Origin of the sequence: Paractinoplanes ovalisporus, assembly GCF_016834655.1 — a bacterium.
GTDB lineage: Bacteria > Actinomycetota > Actinomycetes > Mycobacteriales > Micromonosporaceae > Actinoplanes > Actinoplanes ovalisporus.
This window is the reverse complement of the sequence record NZ_JAENHP010000015.1, coordinates 189,001-205,751: the sequence shown is the minus strand read 5'-3', so window position 1 is coordinate 205,751 and position 16,751 is coordinate 189,001. Positions and strand designations below refer to the sequence as shown.

The window sequence follows — 16,751 nt, the reverse complement described above, 5'->3', positions numbered from 1 at the left end:
CCCACGTAGGGGCTGGGACGCGGCCGCACCGGACTCAGACGCGGCCGTCCGGATCGCCGACATGAGCTCTCAGACGCGGCCGTCCGGATCGCCGCCATGAGCTCTCAGACGCGCGCCGATCGGCTCACCGCGACCGCCCGGGTCGCCGCCGCGAGCTCTCAGACGCGCGCCAAACGGCTCACCGCGGCCGCCCGGGTCGCCACGCCGAGCTTGAGATAGATGCGGGACACGTGGGTCTCGACCGTACGGATGCTGAGGTGCAGTTCGGCCGCGATGTCGGCGTTGGAGCGTCCCGAGGCGACCCGCGCGGCGATCTCGGCCTCGCGCGGAGTCAGGGCGACCGTCTCCTTCTCGCGGAGGCGGCGGATGCTCGCTTCCAGGTCACCGGCGCCCGAACCGTCGAGGACAGTCTCGGCCCGGTCGAGCGCACGCCGCACCGCGTCACCGGCACCGGCCCGCTTGTGCAGGCCCGCGGCCGCCACCCAGGCCCGCCCGGCGACCAGCAGCAGCTCGGCCTCGGTGAGCCGTCCGGCCGCCTGCTCGGCGAGCTGGGCGGCCGCGGCCGGGTCGTCGTGGCCGGTGGCGTACGCGCGGGCCAGCAGCACCAGCCCGGCACCCACCCCGCGGCCCGGGTCGGCGACCCGTCCGGCCACCGCGGCCCAGTGCGCGGCGTCGTCACCGTCGCCCCGGCCGGCGGCGACCTCGGCCAGCACCGTGCAGGCGATGAGCCGGTTGTGCGGATAGAGCGCGGGCAGCTCCGGGCCGCCACCCGCGGCCCTCAGCTCGGCCGCGCCGCGTTCCTGCTCACCGGCCGCGATCCGGGCGAAGGCCAGCATCGCCCGCGCGGTGGCCAGCCAGCCCCGGCCGGTCGCGGCCGCCGCCACGGCCTGCTCGCCGGTGGCGATGGCGGCCGGGAAGTCACCGGCGCAGCGTTGCAGCCAGCAGCGGGTGAGCAGCGCCAGGGCCAGCGGTTCGCCGGCCCCGGTCAGCCGGGCCAGGTCGACGGCCTCCTCGGCGATGAGCATGGCGTCGCCGATCCGGCCCAGCCGCGCCAGCATCAGGGCCTGCATCGCCAACAGGTACGGCAGCACGAAGCTGTGCCCGGTGCGGACCGCGATCTGCCGGCACCGGTGCAGCCGGCGCAGCGAGTCCTGCGGACCGTCGACATAGAGCCCGGCCCAGCAGAGCCAGGCGAAGACGTCGAGCCGGTCGGCGATCTCGGCGTCGGAGAGCGTGTCGATCAGCGCCGTCCGGGACAGTACCGCCCCGTCGCCGGTCATGCCGCGCATCGCCCCGGCGATCGCGGCCGAGGCCGTTCCCGGCACGAGCGCTTCGACCTGTGCGAGCCGGCGCCCGGCCTCACCCAGCTGCCCGCGCATCAGCGCGTAGGTCGCCAGTTGCAGCAGCAGGGCGTCGGCCTGTTCGGCGCCGGGCATCCGGTCGAGTTCGGCCGCGAGCAGGGCCTGCGCCTCCTCGTGCCGGTCGAGCAGCCGCAGCAGCGCCCCGGTGTAGGCGACCGCGGCCGCCCGTTCCGGGTGCCCGGATCCGATCAGCTCGTCCAGGACGAGGCCCATGCTGGCCCGGGCGTCGGCCAGCCGCCCGGCGGCGGCCTGCCGATCCGCGAGATAGCCGACGAGCTCCGCCCGGGAGGGAAGGCCGCCCCCGGCGAGGTCACGGGAGGGAAGGCCGTCCCTGGCGAGGTCACGCGAGAGAGGGCGGTCCCCGGCGAGGTCACGCGAGGAGGGGCTGGTGCGGTCGCGGCTGGACAGGCCGGTGCGGGGGAGGTTGGGCAGCAGCCGCAGCGCGGTCTGCATCCACTCGGCCGCTGTCGCCGGGGCCTGCGCGCCGACCGAACGGGCCGCCTCGATCAGCGTGAGCGCCGCGCCCACGTCACCGATCGCGGCCGAGCGGGCCACCTGGTGCGCGCGGGCCCGTGGGGGCGCCCCCACCCGTTCCAGGCAGGCGGCGGCGCGGGCGTGCGCGGCGAGCCGCCACCCGGCCGCGGCCGAGGCGTAGACCACGTGCCGGATCAGCGGGTGCCGGAAGCGCAGCCGACCGGTTCCGGCGACCACCTGGAGCACGTCGCGGGCCACCAGTTCGTCGACGCACCGCAGCACCGCGCCCGGCGGCAGCTCGGCGATCTCGGCGATCAGCGGCGGCTCGCACTCGTCGCCGCCGACGGCCGCGGCCGCCGCGACCAGGCGGCTGTCCGGGCCCAGCATCGCGAGTTCGGCGCCGAGGGCGGCCCGCACCTCGGGCGGCAACGCGGCCAGGGCCGGGTCCAGGTCGTCCGGCGTACGGGCACCACCCGCGGCCGCGATGCCGCAGCGCAGCAGCGCGTCGACGTAGAGCGGGTTGCCACCGCTGAGCCGGAACAACTGACGGGTCTCGCGGGGGTCGGCGTCCGGCCCGAGCAGACGCCCCACCTCCCCCTCCTCCAGTGGCGTCAACGTCATCCGGTGATGCGCGGCCCCGGCCGGACCGGCGGTGAGCGCAGCGGCCAGCCGGTCGGGCGCCTGGGCCGGGCGGTAGGCCAGCGCCAGCACGACCGGGCCGGCCGGCGGGTGGCGCACCAGGTAGTCGACGAGGTCGATGGTGGCCGGGTCACCCCAGTGCACGTCGTCGAGGATCAGCACCAGCCCGTCCGGTTCGGCCGCCACCTCGAGCAGCCGGCGCAGTGCCCGCAGCGTGCGATGGCGGGCGACCGCACTGTCATCCGCGGCCCGCCCCGGGCCGGCCCGCAATCCGTCCAGGATCTCGCCGAGCCGCTCGGTGTCCTCGTCGCCGAGCCGGTCCCGCAGCCGTTCGGCGTGGGTGCGGACGAAGTCGTCGAGCGCGCCGATCAGCACCGCGAACGGCACCTCGTGCTCGTACTCGCTGGCGCGGCCGGCCAGCGTACGGTGGCCCCGGGTGCGGGCATGGGCGGCCAGTTCGGCCAGCAGACGCGTCTTGCCGATCCCCGGCGCGCCCGCTATCTCGAGCACCTGCGGCGCGCGGGCCGCGGCCGCCACCGCCCCGATCGCCGTCCGCCACTCGTTCTCCCGGCCGACCATGGCCCGCACCCGACCGCCACCCTCCGCAACCCGTCGCCGGGGCGAGGGTATCGAAGGCGATCAAAGACGGGCGGACATCTGGCGGGCCAGCCCGATCATCGTCTCGGTGTCCTCGGCGGTCTTCGCCTCGTCGCGCGAGCCGGTGTAGACCTTCGCGATCTCGCCGATCCGGTCGCCCTGCCGGAACGACACGATCGTCTCGTGCCCGGAGGTCACCGCGTACGCCTCGTCGCCGAGCCCGCTCACCGGCTCGTTCCCTTCCTGGTAGGCCTTCTGCTCGTCGAACTGCCCCTGGGTCTTGTCCTGGTAGGCCGAGACCGTGGCGACCAGATGAAACCCGGCGCCGTCGGCCTTGAACCCGCAGTTCGCGACGATCGGTCCGTCGGTCGGCTCGGGCGTCTTGACGGTCGTCCCGAAGACCGCCTCCACTTCGGACGTCTTGAGCAGCGCGCACACCTTGGCGCCGCTGCCCTGGCTCGCGGCCTGGGCGGCGGCGACCGGATCAGCGGCGCCCGCAACGGATTCCGGGGCGTCTCCGCCGGAGCATCCGGCCACGGCCGCCACGGCCACGACCGCGCCCAAGCCCACCATCCTGGTGCGTGTCACAAATTCCTCTTTCGTCGTCCGGTCGGTAAGCGGGCCGGCCGTGCCCGGCTGCCAGCTAACTACGCCGCCGGCGGGGCCGGGATAGAGCAAACGGCATATTTCCCGGCCCGCGGCGTGCCGGGCGGAGAAGGCCGTGAGCGAGAGCGGTCCCGAGTCGCACCCATGCCCCGGCGACACCGCGGGCCGACTGTTACCGACCCTGAAACGTCCCGTCACGAGGCGCGACCCGGCGGCCGGCGGCGGGCTAGCGTGCGGAGATGACCCGGCACAGCGACTCGGCGGGTGCGGTGCTGCGCGCCGTTCTCGACCACGGGCCGGTTCCCCGCAGTTCGGTGGCGCGGGCGACCCGGTTGTCCGCGGCATCGATCAGCGGCGTCGCGGCCTCGCTGCTCGACCGTGAGCTGATCCGGGAGGCGCCCGAGGCGGCCGGCCCTCCGGGGATCGGCCGTCCGCACGTGCCGCTCGACATCAACCCCGAAGCGGTCGCGGTGGTCGGGGCCCACATTGCGGTCCCGCACGCCACGGTCGCCCTGCTCGACCTGCGCGGTCAGGTCATCGCCCAGCACCGCACGCCGCACGACGGGCGGGATCCGGCAAGCGTGCTGGCATCCCTGGCCGAGCGGATCCGGACGCTGCGGGAGAAGCGCGGGAAGCGCCGGATCCTGGGGGTCGGGGTGGCGACCGGCGGCTGGGTCGACGCGGTCACCGGCACGGTGGTCGAACACCCGGCCCTGGGCTGGCGCGACGTGCCGGTGGGCGCGACGCTGACGGCCGAGACAGGCCTTCCCGTACGGGTCGACAGCAACTCCCGCGCCCTGCTGCGTGCCGAGCAACTCTTCGGTGCGGTCGCCGGACGGGCCCGCCAGAGCGCCGTGCACCTGTTCGTCGGCAACGTGGTCGACGTGGCCTTCGCGACCGGTGGCGTGGTGCATCAGGGCCCCCGTTCGGCCGCCGGCGCCGTGGCTCACCTGAGCGTCGAGGGCTGCGCCGAGCGCTGCTCCTGCGGCCGGACCGGTTGCCTGCAAGCGGCAGTCTCCGAGCAGACGCTGGTGTGCCGGGGCGGGGCGACCGACCTGCTGTCCATGGTGGCCGCGGCCCAGAACGGCGACGCCCGCGCCCTGGCCCTGTTCGAGGAGCGGGCCCGCCTGGTCGGGCGGGCCGCCGCGCTGCTGCTCGACCTGTTCGACCCCGAGGTGCTGGTGGTGGCCGAGGCGGGCGCGAACCGCATCCCGGCCTGTCTCGAGGTGCTGCGGGCCGAGGTCGCGGCCTGGTCGACCGCGGGCGCCGACGTGCCCGAAGTGGTCCGGGCGACCAGCTTCCCGGCCACTGTCCTGGCCGTCGCCGGTGGGGCGGTCGCGCTCGATCAGGTCTACGCGCGGCCGCTGAGTTAATTCAGTCCGGCGTTTAGTTGCCTTCTTCTCCTAGCTGCATAGTATGAATTGAAGCGCGCGCCCCCCGACTTCCGCCTGAACGGAGCCCCCTTGTGAGGAGACTGTCATTCCTGCTGACCGCGGTGCTGTTGGCCGGGTGCGCGAGCGACGACGGCGGCGCCACCCTGGAGCTGACGGCCGCCCTGCCCGAGAAGGTTCCCAGCGGCACCGAGATCCGGATCGGCGACCCGGCGATCCAGGCCGTCCTCGGCGCCTCGGGCCTGGACAAGGAGCTGAGCGAGGCCGGGGTCGAGGTCGAGTGGGCCAACATCAGCGGCGGCCCGCAGAGCATCCAGGCCTTCCGCGCCGACAAACTCGACTGCAGCGCCGTCGCCGACATCCCGTCGCTGTTCGCCGCGTGGACCGGCACCTCGACCAGGATCGTGTTCCAGTCGGTCACCGTCGACCCGCTGACCCATCCCATCTATCAGCTCGGGGTCGCGCCCGGCGTCGCCGTGACGTCCCTGGCCGACCTGCGCGGCAAGAAGATCGCCTACAGCGCCGGCCAGGCCCAGGGCGCGCTTGTGCTGCGGGTGCTGCAGAAGGCCGGCCTGAGCCAGAAGGACGTGACACTGGTCGAGCTGACCAGCACCGGTGATTCGTACGTGACCGCTCTGGGCAGCAAGGCCGTCGACGTGGCCCCGATCGGGGCGGCCAACGCGAAGATCTACAAGGCGAAATACCCGGGCGCGACCGCGATCCTCACCGGCATCCGCGACGACGCGTCCACCCTCTACTGCCTCACCTCCTCGGTGCAGGACGCGGAGAAGGCGGCGGCGCTGAAGGTCTACGTCGGGCTGCGGGCGCGGGCGCTGCTCTGGCAGAACGAGAACCCCGACGGGTATTCGAAGGCGTATCTGCAGAAGGTGCAGGGGCTCGGGCCCGAGGACGCCAAGGATGTCATCGCCAGCGACGGCGTCAAGGGCATCCCGGCCACGTGGGACAACGCCATCGCCCGCCTCCAGGCCACCGCCGACCTGCTCGCCACCGAGCAGAAGCAGGAAAAGCTCGACGTGAGCACGCTGGTCGACCGGCGCTTCGAGAAGGTCGAGGCCGACGCCGTCGGCTCGCAGGTGGTCAGCGGTGATGCCGCATGACCGTCATCGAGGCCCCGGCCCCGGCCTTCGAGGGCGACGAACGGGTCGTACGCCGCCGGCTCGGCCCGGGCCGCCGCTTCCGGGGCGCCTTCTGGATCGGCCCGGCGGTTGTGCTGGCGCTCTGGTCAGCCGGCTCGGCCACCGGTCTCATCAAGCCGGCCATCCTGACCGCGCCGTGGGACGTGGTCATCGCCTTCCAGGACCAGTGGGTCAACCACGACCTGCTCGGCAACGTCCTGTCGTCGCTGGCCCGGGCCGCCTCCGGGCTGGCCTTCGGGGTGGTCGCAGGCGGCGTGCTGGCTGTGGTCTCGGGGCTCTCCCGGGCCGGCGAATCGCTGATCGACGGGCCCATCCAGATCAAGCGGTCGGTGCCCACGCTCGCGCTGATACCGCTGTTCATCGCCTGGTTCGGCATCGGCCAGGAGATGAAGATCGTGACCATCGCCCTGATCAGCCTGGTCCCGATCTATGTGCACACGCACAACGGGCTGCGCGGCATCGACGGCAGGTACGCCGAACTGGCCGAGACCATCGGCATCGGGCGCGGCGAGTTCGTCCGGCACATCGTGCTGCCCGGCGCCCTGCCCGGGTTCCTGCTCGGCATGCGGTTCGCGGTCACCTCGTCGCTGCTCGGGCTGGTCGTGGTCGAGCAGTACAACGCCACCGCCGGCATCGGTCACATGATCACGCTGGCCGAGCAGTACGGCCAGACCGACGTCATCGTGGTCGGCCTCGTCATCTACGGCGTCTTCGGCTACTGCGCCGACACCGCCGTCCGCCTCACCGCCAGGAGGGTGCTCGCATGGCGACAGACACTCGAGGGCTGACCACCACCCCGGCCGTACGGGTCCGCAACCTCCACCGCAGCTTCAACGACAACGGCGGCGTGCTCAACGGGCTCGACCTGGACATCGCGGCGGGCGAGTTCGTGGCGCTGATCGGGCGCTCCGGCACGGGCAAGAGCACCCTGCTGCGGGCCCTGGCCGGGCTGGACCGGGACGTCGCCGGTCGCGGGCGCATCACCGTCCCGCCATCGGTGTCGGTCGTCTTCCAGGATTCGCGGCTGCTGCCGTGGAAACGGGTGCTCGACAATGTCACCTTCGGTCTGCGCGGCCACGGTTCCGGCGAGCGGGGACGGCAGGCGCTGGCCGAGGTCGGCCTGGCCGGGCGGGAACGGGCCTGGCCGTTCGAACTGTCCGGAGGCGAGCAGCAGCGTGTCTCGCTCGCGCGTTCCCTCGTACGGGAACCGCAGTTGTTGCTGGCCGACGAGCCGTTCGGGGCGCTGGACGCCCTCACCCGCATCCGCATGCATGCGTTGCTGCGCCAGCTCTGTGCCGCCCACCGGCCCGCGGTCCTGCTGGTCACCCACGACGTCGACGAGGCCGTCGTGCTGGCCGACCGGGTCATCGTGCTCGACGGCGGCGTGGTGCGGGCCGACGTGCCCGTCGACCTCGGGACCCGCTCGCGGGACGACCTGCGCGCATATCTGCTCGACGAACTGGGAGTCGAAGGGGAGGGCCGATGAGCCGCCGACTGCATTTCAACCTGTTCCTGCACGACACCGGCCACCACGAGGCGTCGTGGCGGCTGCCCGGCTCCGACCCGTACGCCAATCTCTCGCTCGCCGCCCACCAGCATCTGGCCCGCGTGGCCGAGGACGCGAAGTTCGACTCGGTGTTCCTGGCCGACAGCCCGGTGCTCTGGAGCGATCCCGGTCGCCGCCCGGCCGGCAAGCTGGAACCGACGCTGCTGCTGGCCGCGCTGGCCGTCAGCACCAGCCGGATCGGGCTGATCGCGACCGCGTCCACGTCCTACAACGAGCCCTACAACCTGGCCCGCCGGTTCGCTTCGCTCGACCACCTCTCCGGCGGCCGGGCCGGCTGGAACATCGTCACCACCGCCGGTGACGCCGCTGCCCGCAACTTCGGCCTGGCCGACCAGCCGTTGCACCGCGCGCGGTACGAGCGGGCCGACGAGTTCCTCGACGTCTCCACCAAGTTGTGGGACAGCTGGGCCGACGACGCCACGATCGCCGACAAGCAGGCCGGCGTGCACGCCCTCCGCGACCGGGTCCACGAGATCGGCCATGAGGGTGACTTCTTCCGGGTCGAGGGCGCGCTGAACGTGCCGCGCTCGCCGCAGGCCTACCCCCTGCTGGTGCAGGCCGGGTCGTCCGAGGACGGCAAGGATTTCGCCGCCCGCTGGGCCGAAGCCGTCTTCACCGCGCAGCCCACCCTGGCCGAGAGCCAGGCCTTCTACGCCGACCTCAAACGCCGGGTCGCCGCGGCCGGCCGCGACCCCGGCCACGTCGTCATCCTGCCCGGCATCGTGCCGGTCATCGGCGCCACCGAGGCCGAGGCGCGCGAGCTCGACGCCGAACTCGACCGGCTGATCGCGCCGCGGTACGCCATCGGGACGCTCGCGCACACGCTGCGCGTCGACCCTTCGGTGCTGCACCTGGACGAGCCGCTGCCCGACGATCTGCCGGGTGAGGACGAGATCGAGGGCGCGAAGAGCCGCCGCACCCTCATCGTGGACTGGGCCCGCCGCGAGAACCTGACCGTGCGCCAGCTCATCGGCAAACTGGGCGGTGGTCGCGGGCACCGAACCTTCACCGGCACCCCGGTCCAGGTCGCCGACACCATCCAGCACTACTTCGACAACGGCGCCGCCGACGGGTTCAACATCATGCCGGCCGTGCTGCCCTCCGGGATCGAGGCCTTCGCCACCGAGGTTGTTCCCATTCTTCAGGAGCGCGGGCTTTTCCGTACGGAATACGAAGGCTCGACACTGCGCGAGCACTACGGGCTGCCCCGCCCGGCCAACCGCTTCGCCCTGCAGGGAGTCGCCCGATGAGTCCCACGTTCCTCTGGTACATCCCCAACACCGTCGAGCCCGGGCACCGCGGGGACGACGCCGTCGCCGGCTACGGAACCCTGGAACACAGCGTCGATCTGGCCCGCACGGCCGAGGAGCACGGCTGGTCGGGGGCGTTGATCGGCACCGGCTGGGGGCGGCCCGACACGTTCACGGTGGCGACGGCGATCGCGGCCCGGACGACCACGTTCCGCCCGCTGGCCGCGATCCGGCCCGGCTACTGGCAACCGGCGCACTTCGCGAGCGCGGCCGCCACGCTCGACCACCTCAGCGGTGGGCGGCTGCTCGTCAACATCGTGAGCGGGCGGGACAACCTGGCCGCGTACGGGGATGTCGAAGGGGACCCGGCGCAGCGCTATGCCCGTACGAAGGAATTCATGCACCTGGTTCGCCGGCTGTGGACCGAGGAGAACGTGACGTACGCCGGGGAGCACTTCCGGGTCGCCGGGTCCACTGTGGTGCCCCGGCCGTTCGGCGGCGGGCCCAGGCTGTACTTCGGCGGCGCTTCGGCGGCGGCGGAACATGTTGCGGCGACCGAGGCGGACGTGCAGCTGTTCTGGGGTGAGCCGTTGGCGGGCATCGCCGAGCGGATCGACCGGCTGCGGGCCCTCTCCGCCGACCGGGAGCTGCCGCCGCTCGAGTTCGGGTTGCGGATCACCACGCTCGTACGGGATACGACCGAGCAGGCCTGGCGCGACGCGGAAGCGAGAGTGGCCGCCATGGCCTCGGCGTCCGGCCCCGGCGACCTTCTGCGCGACCGGCACGGGCCCGCGGTCGGCCAGCAGCGCCTGCTCGACCTCGCCGAGCGGGGCGACGTGCTGGACAGCTGCCTCTACACGGCCCCCGGCCGCCACGGGGGCGGTGGCGCGGGCACGACATGGCTGGTCGGCACGCCGGACGAGGTGAGCGACGCCCTGCGCCGGTACGCGGACCTGGGCGTCACCCACTTCGTGCTGTCGGACACGCCGTACCGGACGGAGACCGCCCGCGTGGGTGACGCCCTGATCCCGCGTCTGCGCGACGCCGTCGTCAGCGCGCGTTCGTGACGGTCAGCGTGGGGATCTCGTCGACATCGGTCAGGAGGGCGCGATGCCCGACGCCGTCGTGGAACGAGAGCCACCGCACGTGCCAGACGCCGGCCGGTGAGGACGCCTCGATCGTGCCGCTGAACTCCCAGACACCGTCGGTGGCGGTGCCGGAGACGAGGCGCGTGCTCGACATGTAGGCGCTGGAACCGTGATCGCCGACCGGGGCCAGTGCGAGCGTCCAGTCGTTCGGGGTGGTGACGCCGGAACGGTCGTCGGTGATGCGCAGGAGCAGCCGTACGGTCCGGTCGGCGCCGTTGTCGACCGTCCGCGATGTCATCCAGCGGGCGCCGGCGAGGTCGGCCACCGGGTCGGCCTCGTCCGCGACGCCGGTGACGGTGAGCGCCATGTCCGTGGCCGACGCCGACGACTCGCGGCCGGCCCGGTCGACCAGCTCGATCGAGTTGACCATCCACTCGCCCGGGACCGCGTTGGCGGGCATCACGCCCGAGAACTCCCAGATGCCGTCGGTCGCCGTACCCGAGACCAGCCGGGACCCTCTCACGTAGACAGCCGGACCGCCGTTGTTGTTGGACAGGATGACGTAGCCCGAGGCGACGCCGGACCGGTCGTCGGTCACCCGCATCCGGAGCCGGACCGGGCGGGGCGCGCTGTTGTCGAGCGTGGCCGGCGTGACCCACCGCAGGGAGGAGCGGTCGAGCACCGGTCCCGCCTGGTCGGAATCCCCGGTCACGGTGAACGAGGGCAGCTTGGTGAGATCGGCCGGCGAGCTCAGCCGGTTGACCCGGTCCTCGGCCACACCACCGATCGCCCGGTACTCACCGGCCGGCAGGAAGGCGGGCACCACCGCGCGGAAGTCGTGGACGCCGTCGTTGCCGGTGCCGGAGAGCAGGCCCTGGCTGGTGAACCGGACGGTGACCGAGCCGTTGCTGTAGTTCAGCAGGGCGTACCGGATCCCGGCCCGGTCGTCGGTGACGCGCATCCGCAGGTGCAGGATCCGCTGGGCGGAGTTGTCGACGGTGGCCGGGCTGTCCCAGCTCGCCGTGCCGGTGTGCAGAACCGGCGCCTGAAGGTCGGAGCAGGAAGTGGCCGGGGAGGTGTCGGCCGCGTCGCGCAGGCAGCTGTTGATGCCCGGGCCGCCCTCGAGATAGTCGGCCCCGGCGCCACCGGAGATCCGGTCGTCGCCGGCGCCACCGTTGATGGTGTCGTTCCCGGTGCCGCCGTCGATGACGTCGTTACCGCCGAGGCCGTCGATGGTGTCGTTGCCACCGAGACCGCAGATGACGTCGTTGCCGGAGGTTCCGCGGAGCCGGTCTTTCCCGGCCGTGCCGACCACCGTGCAGGCCCGGCGCACGCCACCGGCGGTCGTGCTCGCCGAGGCGGCCTCGGCTGGGACCGGCCCGGTCATCGCCACTGCCAGCCCACCAACCATCACCGGCATCAGATAGCGCAGCCGCACCCGGTTCCCCTTTCCCCGCCTCATCGGTCGGCCGCACAGTCGGCATCCGGGACGGCGAGTTGAGGTCCGGACCGGGCGGGTCGAGGATGTCCGCGTGAACGACGATCGATCGGTGGCCGTGACCCGGCTGTGGGACGCCCATCTCGGCACGCCCTTCCCCGGCCGGTTGAGGTCGGTCGACGTCGCGGGCGTCACGATGGTGCTGCTCGACGCCGATGTGGCGGGCTGTGTCACCACCTGGCTGGACAACGGCGGCACCCTCGACGAGCGGCGGTGGGACACCCTCGCGACCTGCGAGCTTCACCTGGAACGGGTGCTGCCGGAGCTGTCCGGGGCGGAAGCCGCCTACTTCCAGCGTCTGCACGACATGGCGGTGCTGGTGCTGGAGTCGCCGCCTACGGCTTGAAGTAGTCCGCCATCATGTCGCTGACCCATCCCGGCTGCGTCACGCCTGTCGGGACGAACTCGGCCATGGCCGGCTTCAGGTCGATGACCGGGGTGCCGGAGATCGCGTCGAGCCCCACCACGGTCAGTTCGCGCCCCCGGACCGACTCGATCGCGCAGCAGGTCACCCCGATACGGTTCGGCCGTCGCGGGCCGCGTCCGGCGAAGATGCCGACGGGCGGAAGGTCGGCGCGGCCGCGATACGGGCGTGGTTCGCGGTAGTCGCCGTCATCGGTGAACCGGTCGAAGACGAACAGGACCTCCACGTGCGAGAAGCCCTCCAGCCCCTGCAGGCACGCCTCACCGAAGCGCTCGTCCACGGTGATCGTGCTGCGGACCGCACCCCAGTTGTCGGTGTTCTGAACATCCGTACGCTCGTTCCGGACCGTACCGATCGGGGTGATCTCGAAGCTGGGCATGCCCGGCAGGCTAGCGCGCCGGGGTCAGCAAGCGGTGCCCGGCGCTCGTGGGGAGTCGCGCTGGTGAGCCTGGCCCTGACCGCCGCCGCCATCGTCGCCGCGGCCCGGCAGACCTCGTACGCCGACCACATCGACCACCAGTACCGCGCTGGCCGCGGACTACCGGGCGGGCCGCCTGGACGGCGACCTGACACTGCTGCCCGACGCGCGCTCCCCGGCTGGTGGTGGGTGACCTGGACCGACGTGATGAGCATGACATGTCATCTATCGCCTCCAGGGGCTATGCATGACATGTCACGCAATTGAGCGTCAGGAGAAGGACATGGGACAGCTGGATGGCAAGACGGCTCTGGTCACCGGTGGCACCAGCGGGATCGGGCTGGCGTCGGCCCGGCGGCTGGCGGCTGAGGGGGCGACGGTCTTCGTGACCGGGCGCGACCAGGGCAAACTCGACGAGGCGGCCGCCGCCGGCCTGGTGGCGATCCGCAGCGACGTCAGCGACCCGGCCGACCTCGACCGGGTGTTCGCCACCATCGCGGAGCGCGGCCGCGGGCTCGACGTGCTGTTCGCCAACGCCGGCGGCGGTGAGTTCGCGACGCTCGGCGACACCACCTGGGAGCACTACGAGCAGACGTTCCACCGCAACGTGGGCGGCACGGTCTTCACCGTGCAGAAGGCGCTGCCCCTGCTCAACCCGGGAGCGTCGATCGTGCTGACCGGCTCGACCGCGGCCGACGGCAGCAGCTCGGCGTTCGGCATGTACGCGGCGACCAAGGCCGCGATCCGGTCGCTCGGCCGCACCTGGGCGGCGGAACTCGTCGGCCGGGGCATCCGGGTCAACACGATCGTGCCGGGGCCGGTCGAGACGCCGGGACTGGCCGGGCTCGCGCCCGACGCCTCGCAGGTCGACACCCTCTTCAAGGGCCTGATCGCGAGCGTGCCGATGGACCGGCTGGGCCGCCCCGACGAGATCGCCGACGCGGTGCTGTTCCTCGCGTCCGGCCAGTCGAGCTTCATGACCGGCGCCGCCCTCTACGTCGACGGCGGCGCGAACCAGGTCTGACCGCCGGTAAAAGCGACCAGGTCTGACCGCGTACAAAGCGACCAGGTCTGACCGCGTACAAAGCGAACCAGGTCTGACCGCCTATAAATGACGGGTGACCGATAGCCCGTGGCTGGACGACGACCAGAGCCGGGTCTGGCTCGCCTGGATCCGTCTGCAACTGCGCATGACGTACGAGATCAATCGTCAGTTGCAGGCGGACAGCGGGCTCTCGATGGCCGACTACGACGTGCTGACCGGGTTGAGCCAGATCCCCGGGAACCGGTTGCCGATCAGCGCGCTCGCCAACCACCTGGGCTGGGAGCGCAGCCGGGTGTCGCACCACGCGAAGCGGATGGCGACCCGCGGGCTGGTCGTGATGGCGCCGGCCGAGGCCGACCGGCGGGTGACCGAGGTGGCGCTCACCGACGACGGCTGGGGTGTGCTGCGCCAGGCCGCGCCGGGGCACGCGGCGCTGGTCAAGGAGCTGTTCTTCGGTGACCTGCCGAGCGCCGACCTGCCCGGGCTGGCCGGGTCGCTGGAGCGGATCTACGCCGGCGTCCTGAGGAACGGCACGCTGCCCCCGCCCCCGATCAACACCTGAGCTCGCCGCGTCGATCATCAGCGGCGAAGGACAGCGGGCTCAACCCAGCAGCGCCGACGAGAGCACGTCGTCGCGGGGCGGGGTGTCGTCCTCCGGCGGCAGGGTGGCGCTCAGCATCACCGTGCGGGCGGGCTGGCCGGGGGAGCGCAGGCGGTCGAGCAGCAGCTTGCCCGCGGCCTGCCCCAGCTCGTACGCGGGCTGGTGGATGACGGAGATGGCCGGGGTGAGCAGGCCCGTCCAGGGCGCGTCGTCGAAGACCACGATCTCGACGTCGAGGCTGGGCCGCAGGCCGCGTTCGCGCAGCACCTGCAGGACACCGACCGCCATCATGCTGTTGGCGACCAGGATGGCCTCGACCGGAGCGGCGCCGGCCCGGCCCAGCAGCTCGTCGGCCGCCTGGCGCCCGCCCTGCTCGTTGAACGCTGCGTAGTGGATCAGCTGTTCGTCGATCGGGAGACCGGCCTCGAGCAGGGCCTCCCGATAACCCAGCACCCGCTCACTCGCTGTGAACACGCGCCGGGGGCCGGTGATGCAGGCGATCTGCCGGCGGCCCCGGGCGATCATGCGGTCGACCGCCGAGCGGGCGGCCCGGCGGGAGTCGATCAGCACGGTGTCGACGGCCAGGTCGGGGCGCAGCGGACGGTCCATCGTGATCACCGGCAGGCCGCGGGCCAGCAGCTGGTCGACCGGGCTGGTGGCCGAGGTGGGAGTGATCAGCACGCCCGACACGCGGTACTGCTCGGCGCTGTTGAGGTAGGCCGCTTCCTTTTCCGGCTGCTCATCGGTGTTGCAGAGCACCAGCGAATAGCCCGCGGACTGTGCGACGTCTTCCACGCCCCGGGTGACCTGGGTGAGGAACGGGTTCTCGATGTCCGCGATGATCAGCGCCCAGGTCGCCGACGTCTGCTGCCGCAGCGAGCGGGCCAGGGTGTTGGGCACGTAGCCGAGTTGCTTGGCCGCCTCGCGGACGCGCTCGGCCGTCGCCGGGCGGACCGCCGGGTCGGAGGTGAAGACCCGGGAAACCGTCGCCGTCGATACCTCGGCGAGTCGCGCCACATCACGGATCGTGGTCAAGGTGGGCCTTTCCGGGGGCGAGGGAGTGCCACAGATTACCTGCTTCACAGGATCGGCCGTGACCCCGAGTGAAGGCGAATGTAAACGATCCCATGGAATGAGGGCAAGACGTTTCAGGTCTGTCACCACGCGATGACCATCAAACACAGATAGCCAGGTGAAGAGCTCTTGTGTGAGTGATGAGGTTCATGTAATCGTCTACATCCACCGGGCCTAAGCGGCCTCCACCCCCGTGGAAGGACCCTTCGTGAAACGGCACAAGACATTCATGGCGGTTGCCGCGGCGACCGCGCTCAGCATCACTTTGGCCGGGTGCGCCGGCGGCGCCAGCAAGGACGAGAGCTCCGGCGGCGAAAGCGGAACCTCGGGCACGCTGACCTTCCGGTCCTGGAGCCCGATCGAACAGACGACGAAGCAGATGGTCGACACCTTCACCGCGGCCAACCCGGGTTCGAAGATCGACTCGACCATCTTCAACTACCCCGAATACCTGGTCGACCTGCAGACCCGCGCCTCGTCGAACACGATGCCGGACATCATCGGCCTGCAGCCGGGCGCGCTCACCCAGCAGTACCGCACCAACCTCATGCCGCTGCAGGACTGCGCGTCCAAGACCTGGGGCGCCGACTGGCAGAGCAAGTTCTACCCGATCGGTATCGACCAGGCCCGCCTCGGCAACCCCGACGGCGACGAGAACTTCTACTCGCTCCCGCTGCTCGTGCAGACGGTCAACCTCTGGGCCAACACCAAGATCTTCGAGGAGAAGAACGCCCAGATCCCCAAGACCTGGGACGAGCTCAAGTCGACGGTCGACCAGCTCAAGGGCGGCGAGTACGCGCCGTTCATGCTCCCGGCCAAGGACAGCTGGCTGCGCAACGTCGTGTTCCTGCAGATCGCCAACAACATCGCCCCCGGCCTGCCGTACGAGGCCGAGGACGGCACCAAGTCGTGGGCCGACCCCAAGCTGGTCGAGGCGTTCTCCTACTGGCAGAAGCTGTTCACCGAGAAGATCGCCCAGGACGGCGCGATCGGCCTGGACGCCTACCCCAGCGGCGCCAACCAGTTCGAGGCCGGTAACGCGGCGATGATCCCGCTCGGCGCCTGGTGGATCCAGCAGTCCGACCCGAGCAAGACCGGCCTGCCCCCGCTGTCCGAGGGCATGAGCGGCTACCAGCCCTTCCTGTTCCCGACCATCCCGGGCGGCGCGGCCGAGTCGCAGTTCGTCGGCGGCATCGACGTGGCCCTGGGCATCAGCAAGAACACCAAGAACCCGGACCTGGCCTGCAAGGCGCTGACCGACTTCATCGCCGGCGCCGGCGCGCAGAAGCTGATCAACACGTTCAACGACCTGCCCGCCGTGACCGGTCTCAACCCGGAGAAGTTCACCAGCGACAAGCAGAAGCAGATCTGGGACACCTTCACCACCGACTGGATGCCGAAGGTGAAGTACTCCCGCTACCTGAAGAGCCCGGAGATGGACACCGCCCTCGGGGACGCGCTGTCGGCCGTCGCGACCGGACAGCTGACGCCGCAGGCTGCCGCCGAGAAGGTGCAGGCCGCGCAGCAGAAGGTGAAGTGAGCGGCGCGAGCCGCCCTACCT

At 71.9% G+C, this 16,751-nt stretch carries 15 protein-coding genes; 10 read left to right on the top strand and 5 right to left on the bottom strand.

Annotated features, from left to right (window positions below; translation table 11 throughout):
• Window positions 1-158: 158 nt before the first annotated feature.
• Both JIG36_RS34630 and JIG36_RS34625 read right to left on the bottom strand, forming a co-directional pair.
• Window positions 159-3,053, bottom strand: a complete 2,895-nt coding sequence (locus tag JIG36_RS34630; RefSeq protein ID WP_236048802.1) for a helix-turn-helix transcriptional regulator — start codon at window positions 3,051-3,053, stop codon at window positions 159-161.
• Window positions 3,054-3,113: 60 nt separating this feature from the next.
• On the bottom strand, window positions 3,114-3,659 hold the full coding sequence (locus JIG36_RS34625) for a hypothetical protein (protein WP_203380626.1): 546 nt from the start codon (window positions 3,657-3,659) through the stop codon (window positions 3,114-3,116).
• Window positions 3,660-3,916: 257 nt separating this feature from the next.
• Between JIG36_RS34625 and JIG36_RS34620 the strand changes: the two genes are divergently transcribed.
• The 6 genes from JIG36_RS34620 (at window position 3,917) to JIG36_RS34595 (ending at window position 10,109) form a co-directional block, all read left to right on the top strand.
• Complete coding sequence (locus JIG36_RS34620; RefSeq protein ID WP_203380625.1) at window positions 3,917-5,050, top strand: ROK family protein; 1,134 nt, start codon at window positions 3,917-3,919, stop codon at window positions 5,048-5,050.
• Between the two features lie 92 nt (window positions 5,051-5,142).
• Window positions 5,143-6,186 (top strand): ABC transporter substrate-binding protein, encoded by a 1,044-nt coding sequence (locus tag JIG36_RS34615; protein WP_203380624.1) that lies wholly within the window; start codon window positions 5,143-5,145, stop codon window positions 6,184-6,186.
• Window positions 6,183-7,013, top strand: a complete 831-nt coding sequence (locus tag JIG36_RS34610; protein ID WP_203380623.1) for an ABC transporter permease — start codon at window positions 6,183-6,185, stop codon at window positions 7,011-7,013. The genes JIG36_RS34615 and JIG36_RS34610 overlap by 4 nt, the downstream gene beginning before the upstream one ends.
• The gene (locus JIG36_RS34605; protein ID WP_203380622.1) at window positions 6,989-7,711 is read left to right on the top strand and encodes an ABC transporter ATP-binding protein; all 723 of its coding nucleotides are present in this window, start codon (window positions 6,989-6,991) and stop codon (window positions 7,709-7,711) included. The genes JIG36_RS34610 and JIG36_RS34605 overlap by 25 nt, the downstream gene beginning before the upstream one ends.
• Window positions 7,708-9,042 carry an LLM class flavin-dependent oxidoreductase gene (locus JIG36_RS34600; protein ID WP_203380621.1) on the top strand — a complete coding sequence of 445 codons (1,335 nt, stop codon included), beginning with the start codon at window positions 7,708-7,710 and terminating at the stop codon, window positions 9,040-9,042. Before JIG36_RS34605 ends, JIG36_RS34600 begins: the two co-directional genes overlap by 4 nt.
• Window positions 9,039-10,109, top strand: a complete 1,071-nt coding sequence (locus JIG36_RS34595) for an LLM class flavin-dependent oxidoreductase (protein WP_203380620.1) — start codon at window positions 9,039-9,041, stop codon at window positions 10,107-10,109. The genes JIG36_RS34600 and JIG36_RS34595 overlap by 4 nt, the downstream gene beginning before the upstream one ends.
• On the opposite strand, the gene JIG36_RS34590 is transcribed toward JIG36_RS34595, so the two are convergent.
• The gene (locus tag JIG36_RS34590) at window positions 10,093-11,568 is read right to left on the bottom strand and encodes a calcium-binding protein (RefSeq protein ID WP_203380619.1); all 1,476 of its coding nucleotides are present in this window, start codon (window positions 11,566-11,568) and stop codon (window positions 10,093-10,095) included. The two genes, JIG36_RS34595 and JIG36_RS34590, sit on opposite strands and share 17 nt — an antisense overlap.
• A gap of 94 nt (window positions 11,569-11,662) precedes the next feature.
• Between JIG36_RS34590 and JIG36_RS34585 the strand changes: the two genes are divergently transcribed.
• Window positions 11,663-11,974, top strand: coding sequence for a hypothetical protein (locus JIG36_RS34585; RefSeq protein WP_203380618.1), 312 nt, complete (start codon window positions 11,663-11,665; stop codon window positions 11,972-11,974).
• Here JIG36_RS34585 and JIG36_RS34580 read toward each other — a convergent pair.
• Window positions 11,964-12,431, bottom strand: coding sequence for an SAM-dependent methyltransferase (locus JIG36_RS34580; protein WP_203380617.1), 468 nt, complete (start codon window positions 12,429-12,431; stop codon window positions 11,964-11,966). The genes JIG36_RS34585 and JIG36_RS34580 overlap by 11 nt on opposite strands.
• A 322-nt stretch (window positions 12,432-12,753) precedes the next feature.
• Between JIG36_RS34580 and JIG36_RS34575 the strand changes: the two genes are divergently transcribed.
• Together JIG36_RS34575 and JIG36_RS34570 are read left to right on the top strand one after the other, a co-directional pair.
• Window positions 12,754-13,494, top strand: a complete 741-nt coding sequence (locus tag JIG36_RS34575; protein ID WP_203380616.1) for an SDR family NAD(P)-dependent oxidoreductase — start codon at window positions 12,754-12,756, stop codon at window positions 13,492-13,494.
• A gap of 94 nt (window positions 13,495-13,588) precedes the next feature.
• Window positions 13,589-14,077: a MarR family winged helix-turn-helix transcriptional regulator gene (locus JIG36_RS34570; RefSeq protein WP_307873028.1), complete on the top strand. Its 489-nt coding sequence runs from the start codon at window positions 13,589-13,591 to the stop codon at window positions 14,075-14,077.
• A 39-nt stretch (window positions 14,078-14,116) separates the two neighbouring features.
• Here the strand turns inward: JIG36_RS34570 and JIG36_RS34565 are convergent, their stop codons facing one another.
• Complete coding sequence (locus JIG36_RS34565; RefSeq protein WP_203380615.1) at window positions 14,117-15,133, bottom strand: LacI family DNA-binding transcriptional regulator; 1,017 nt, start codon at window positions 15,131-15,133, stop codon at window positions 14,117-14,119.
• A gap of 265 nt (window positions 15,134-15,398) precedes the next feature.
• On the opposite strand from JIG36_RS34565, the gene JIG36_RS34560 reads away from it, so the two are divergent.
• Window positions 15,399-16,730, top strand: coding sequence for an ABC transporter substrate-binding protein (locus JIG36_RS34560; RefSeq protein ID WP_307873027.1), 1,332 nt, complete (start codon window positions 15,399-15,401; stop codon window positions 16,728-16,730).
• Window positions 16,731-16,751: the final 21 nt, after the last annotated feature.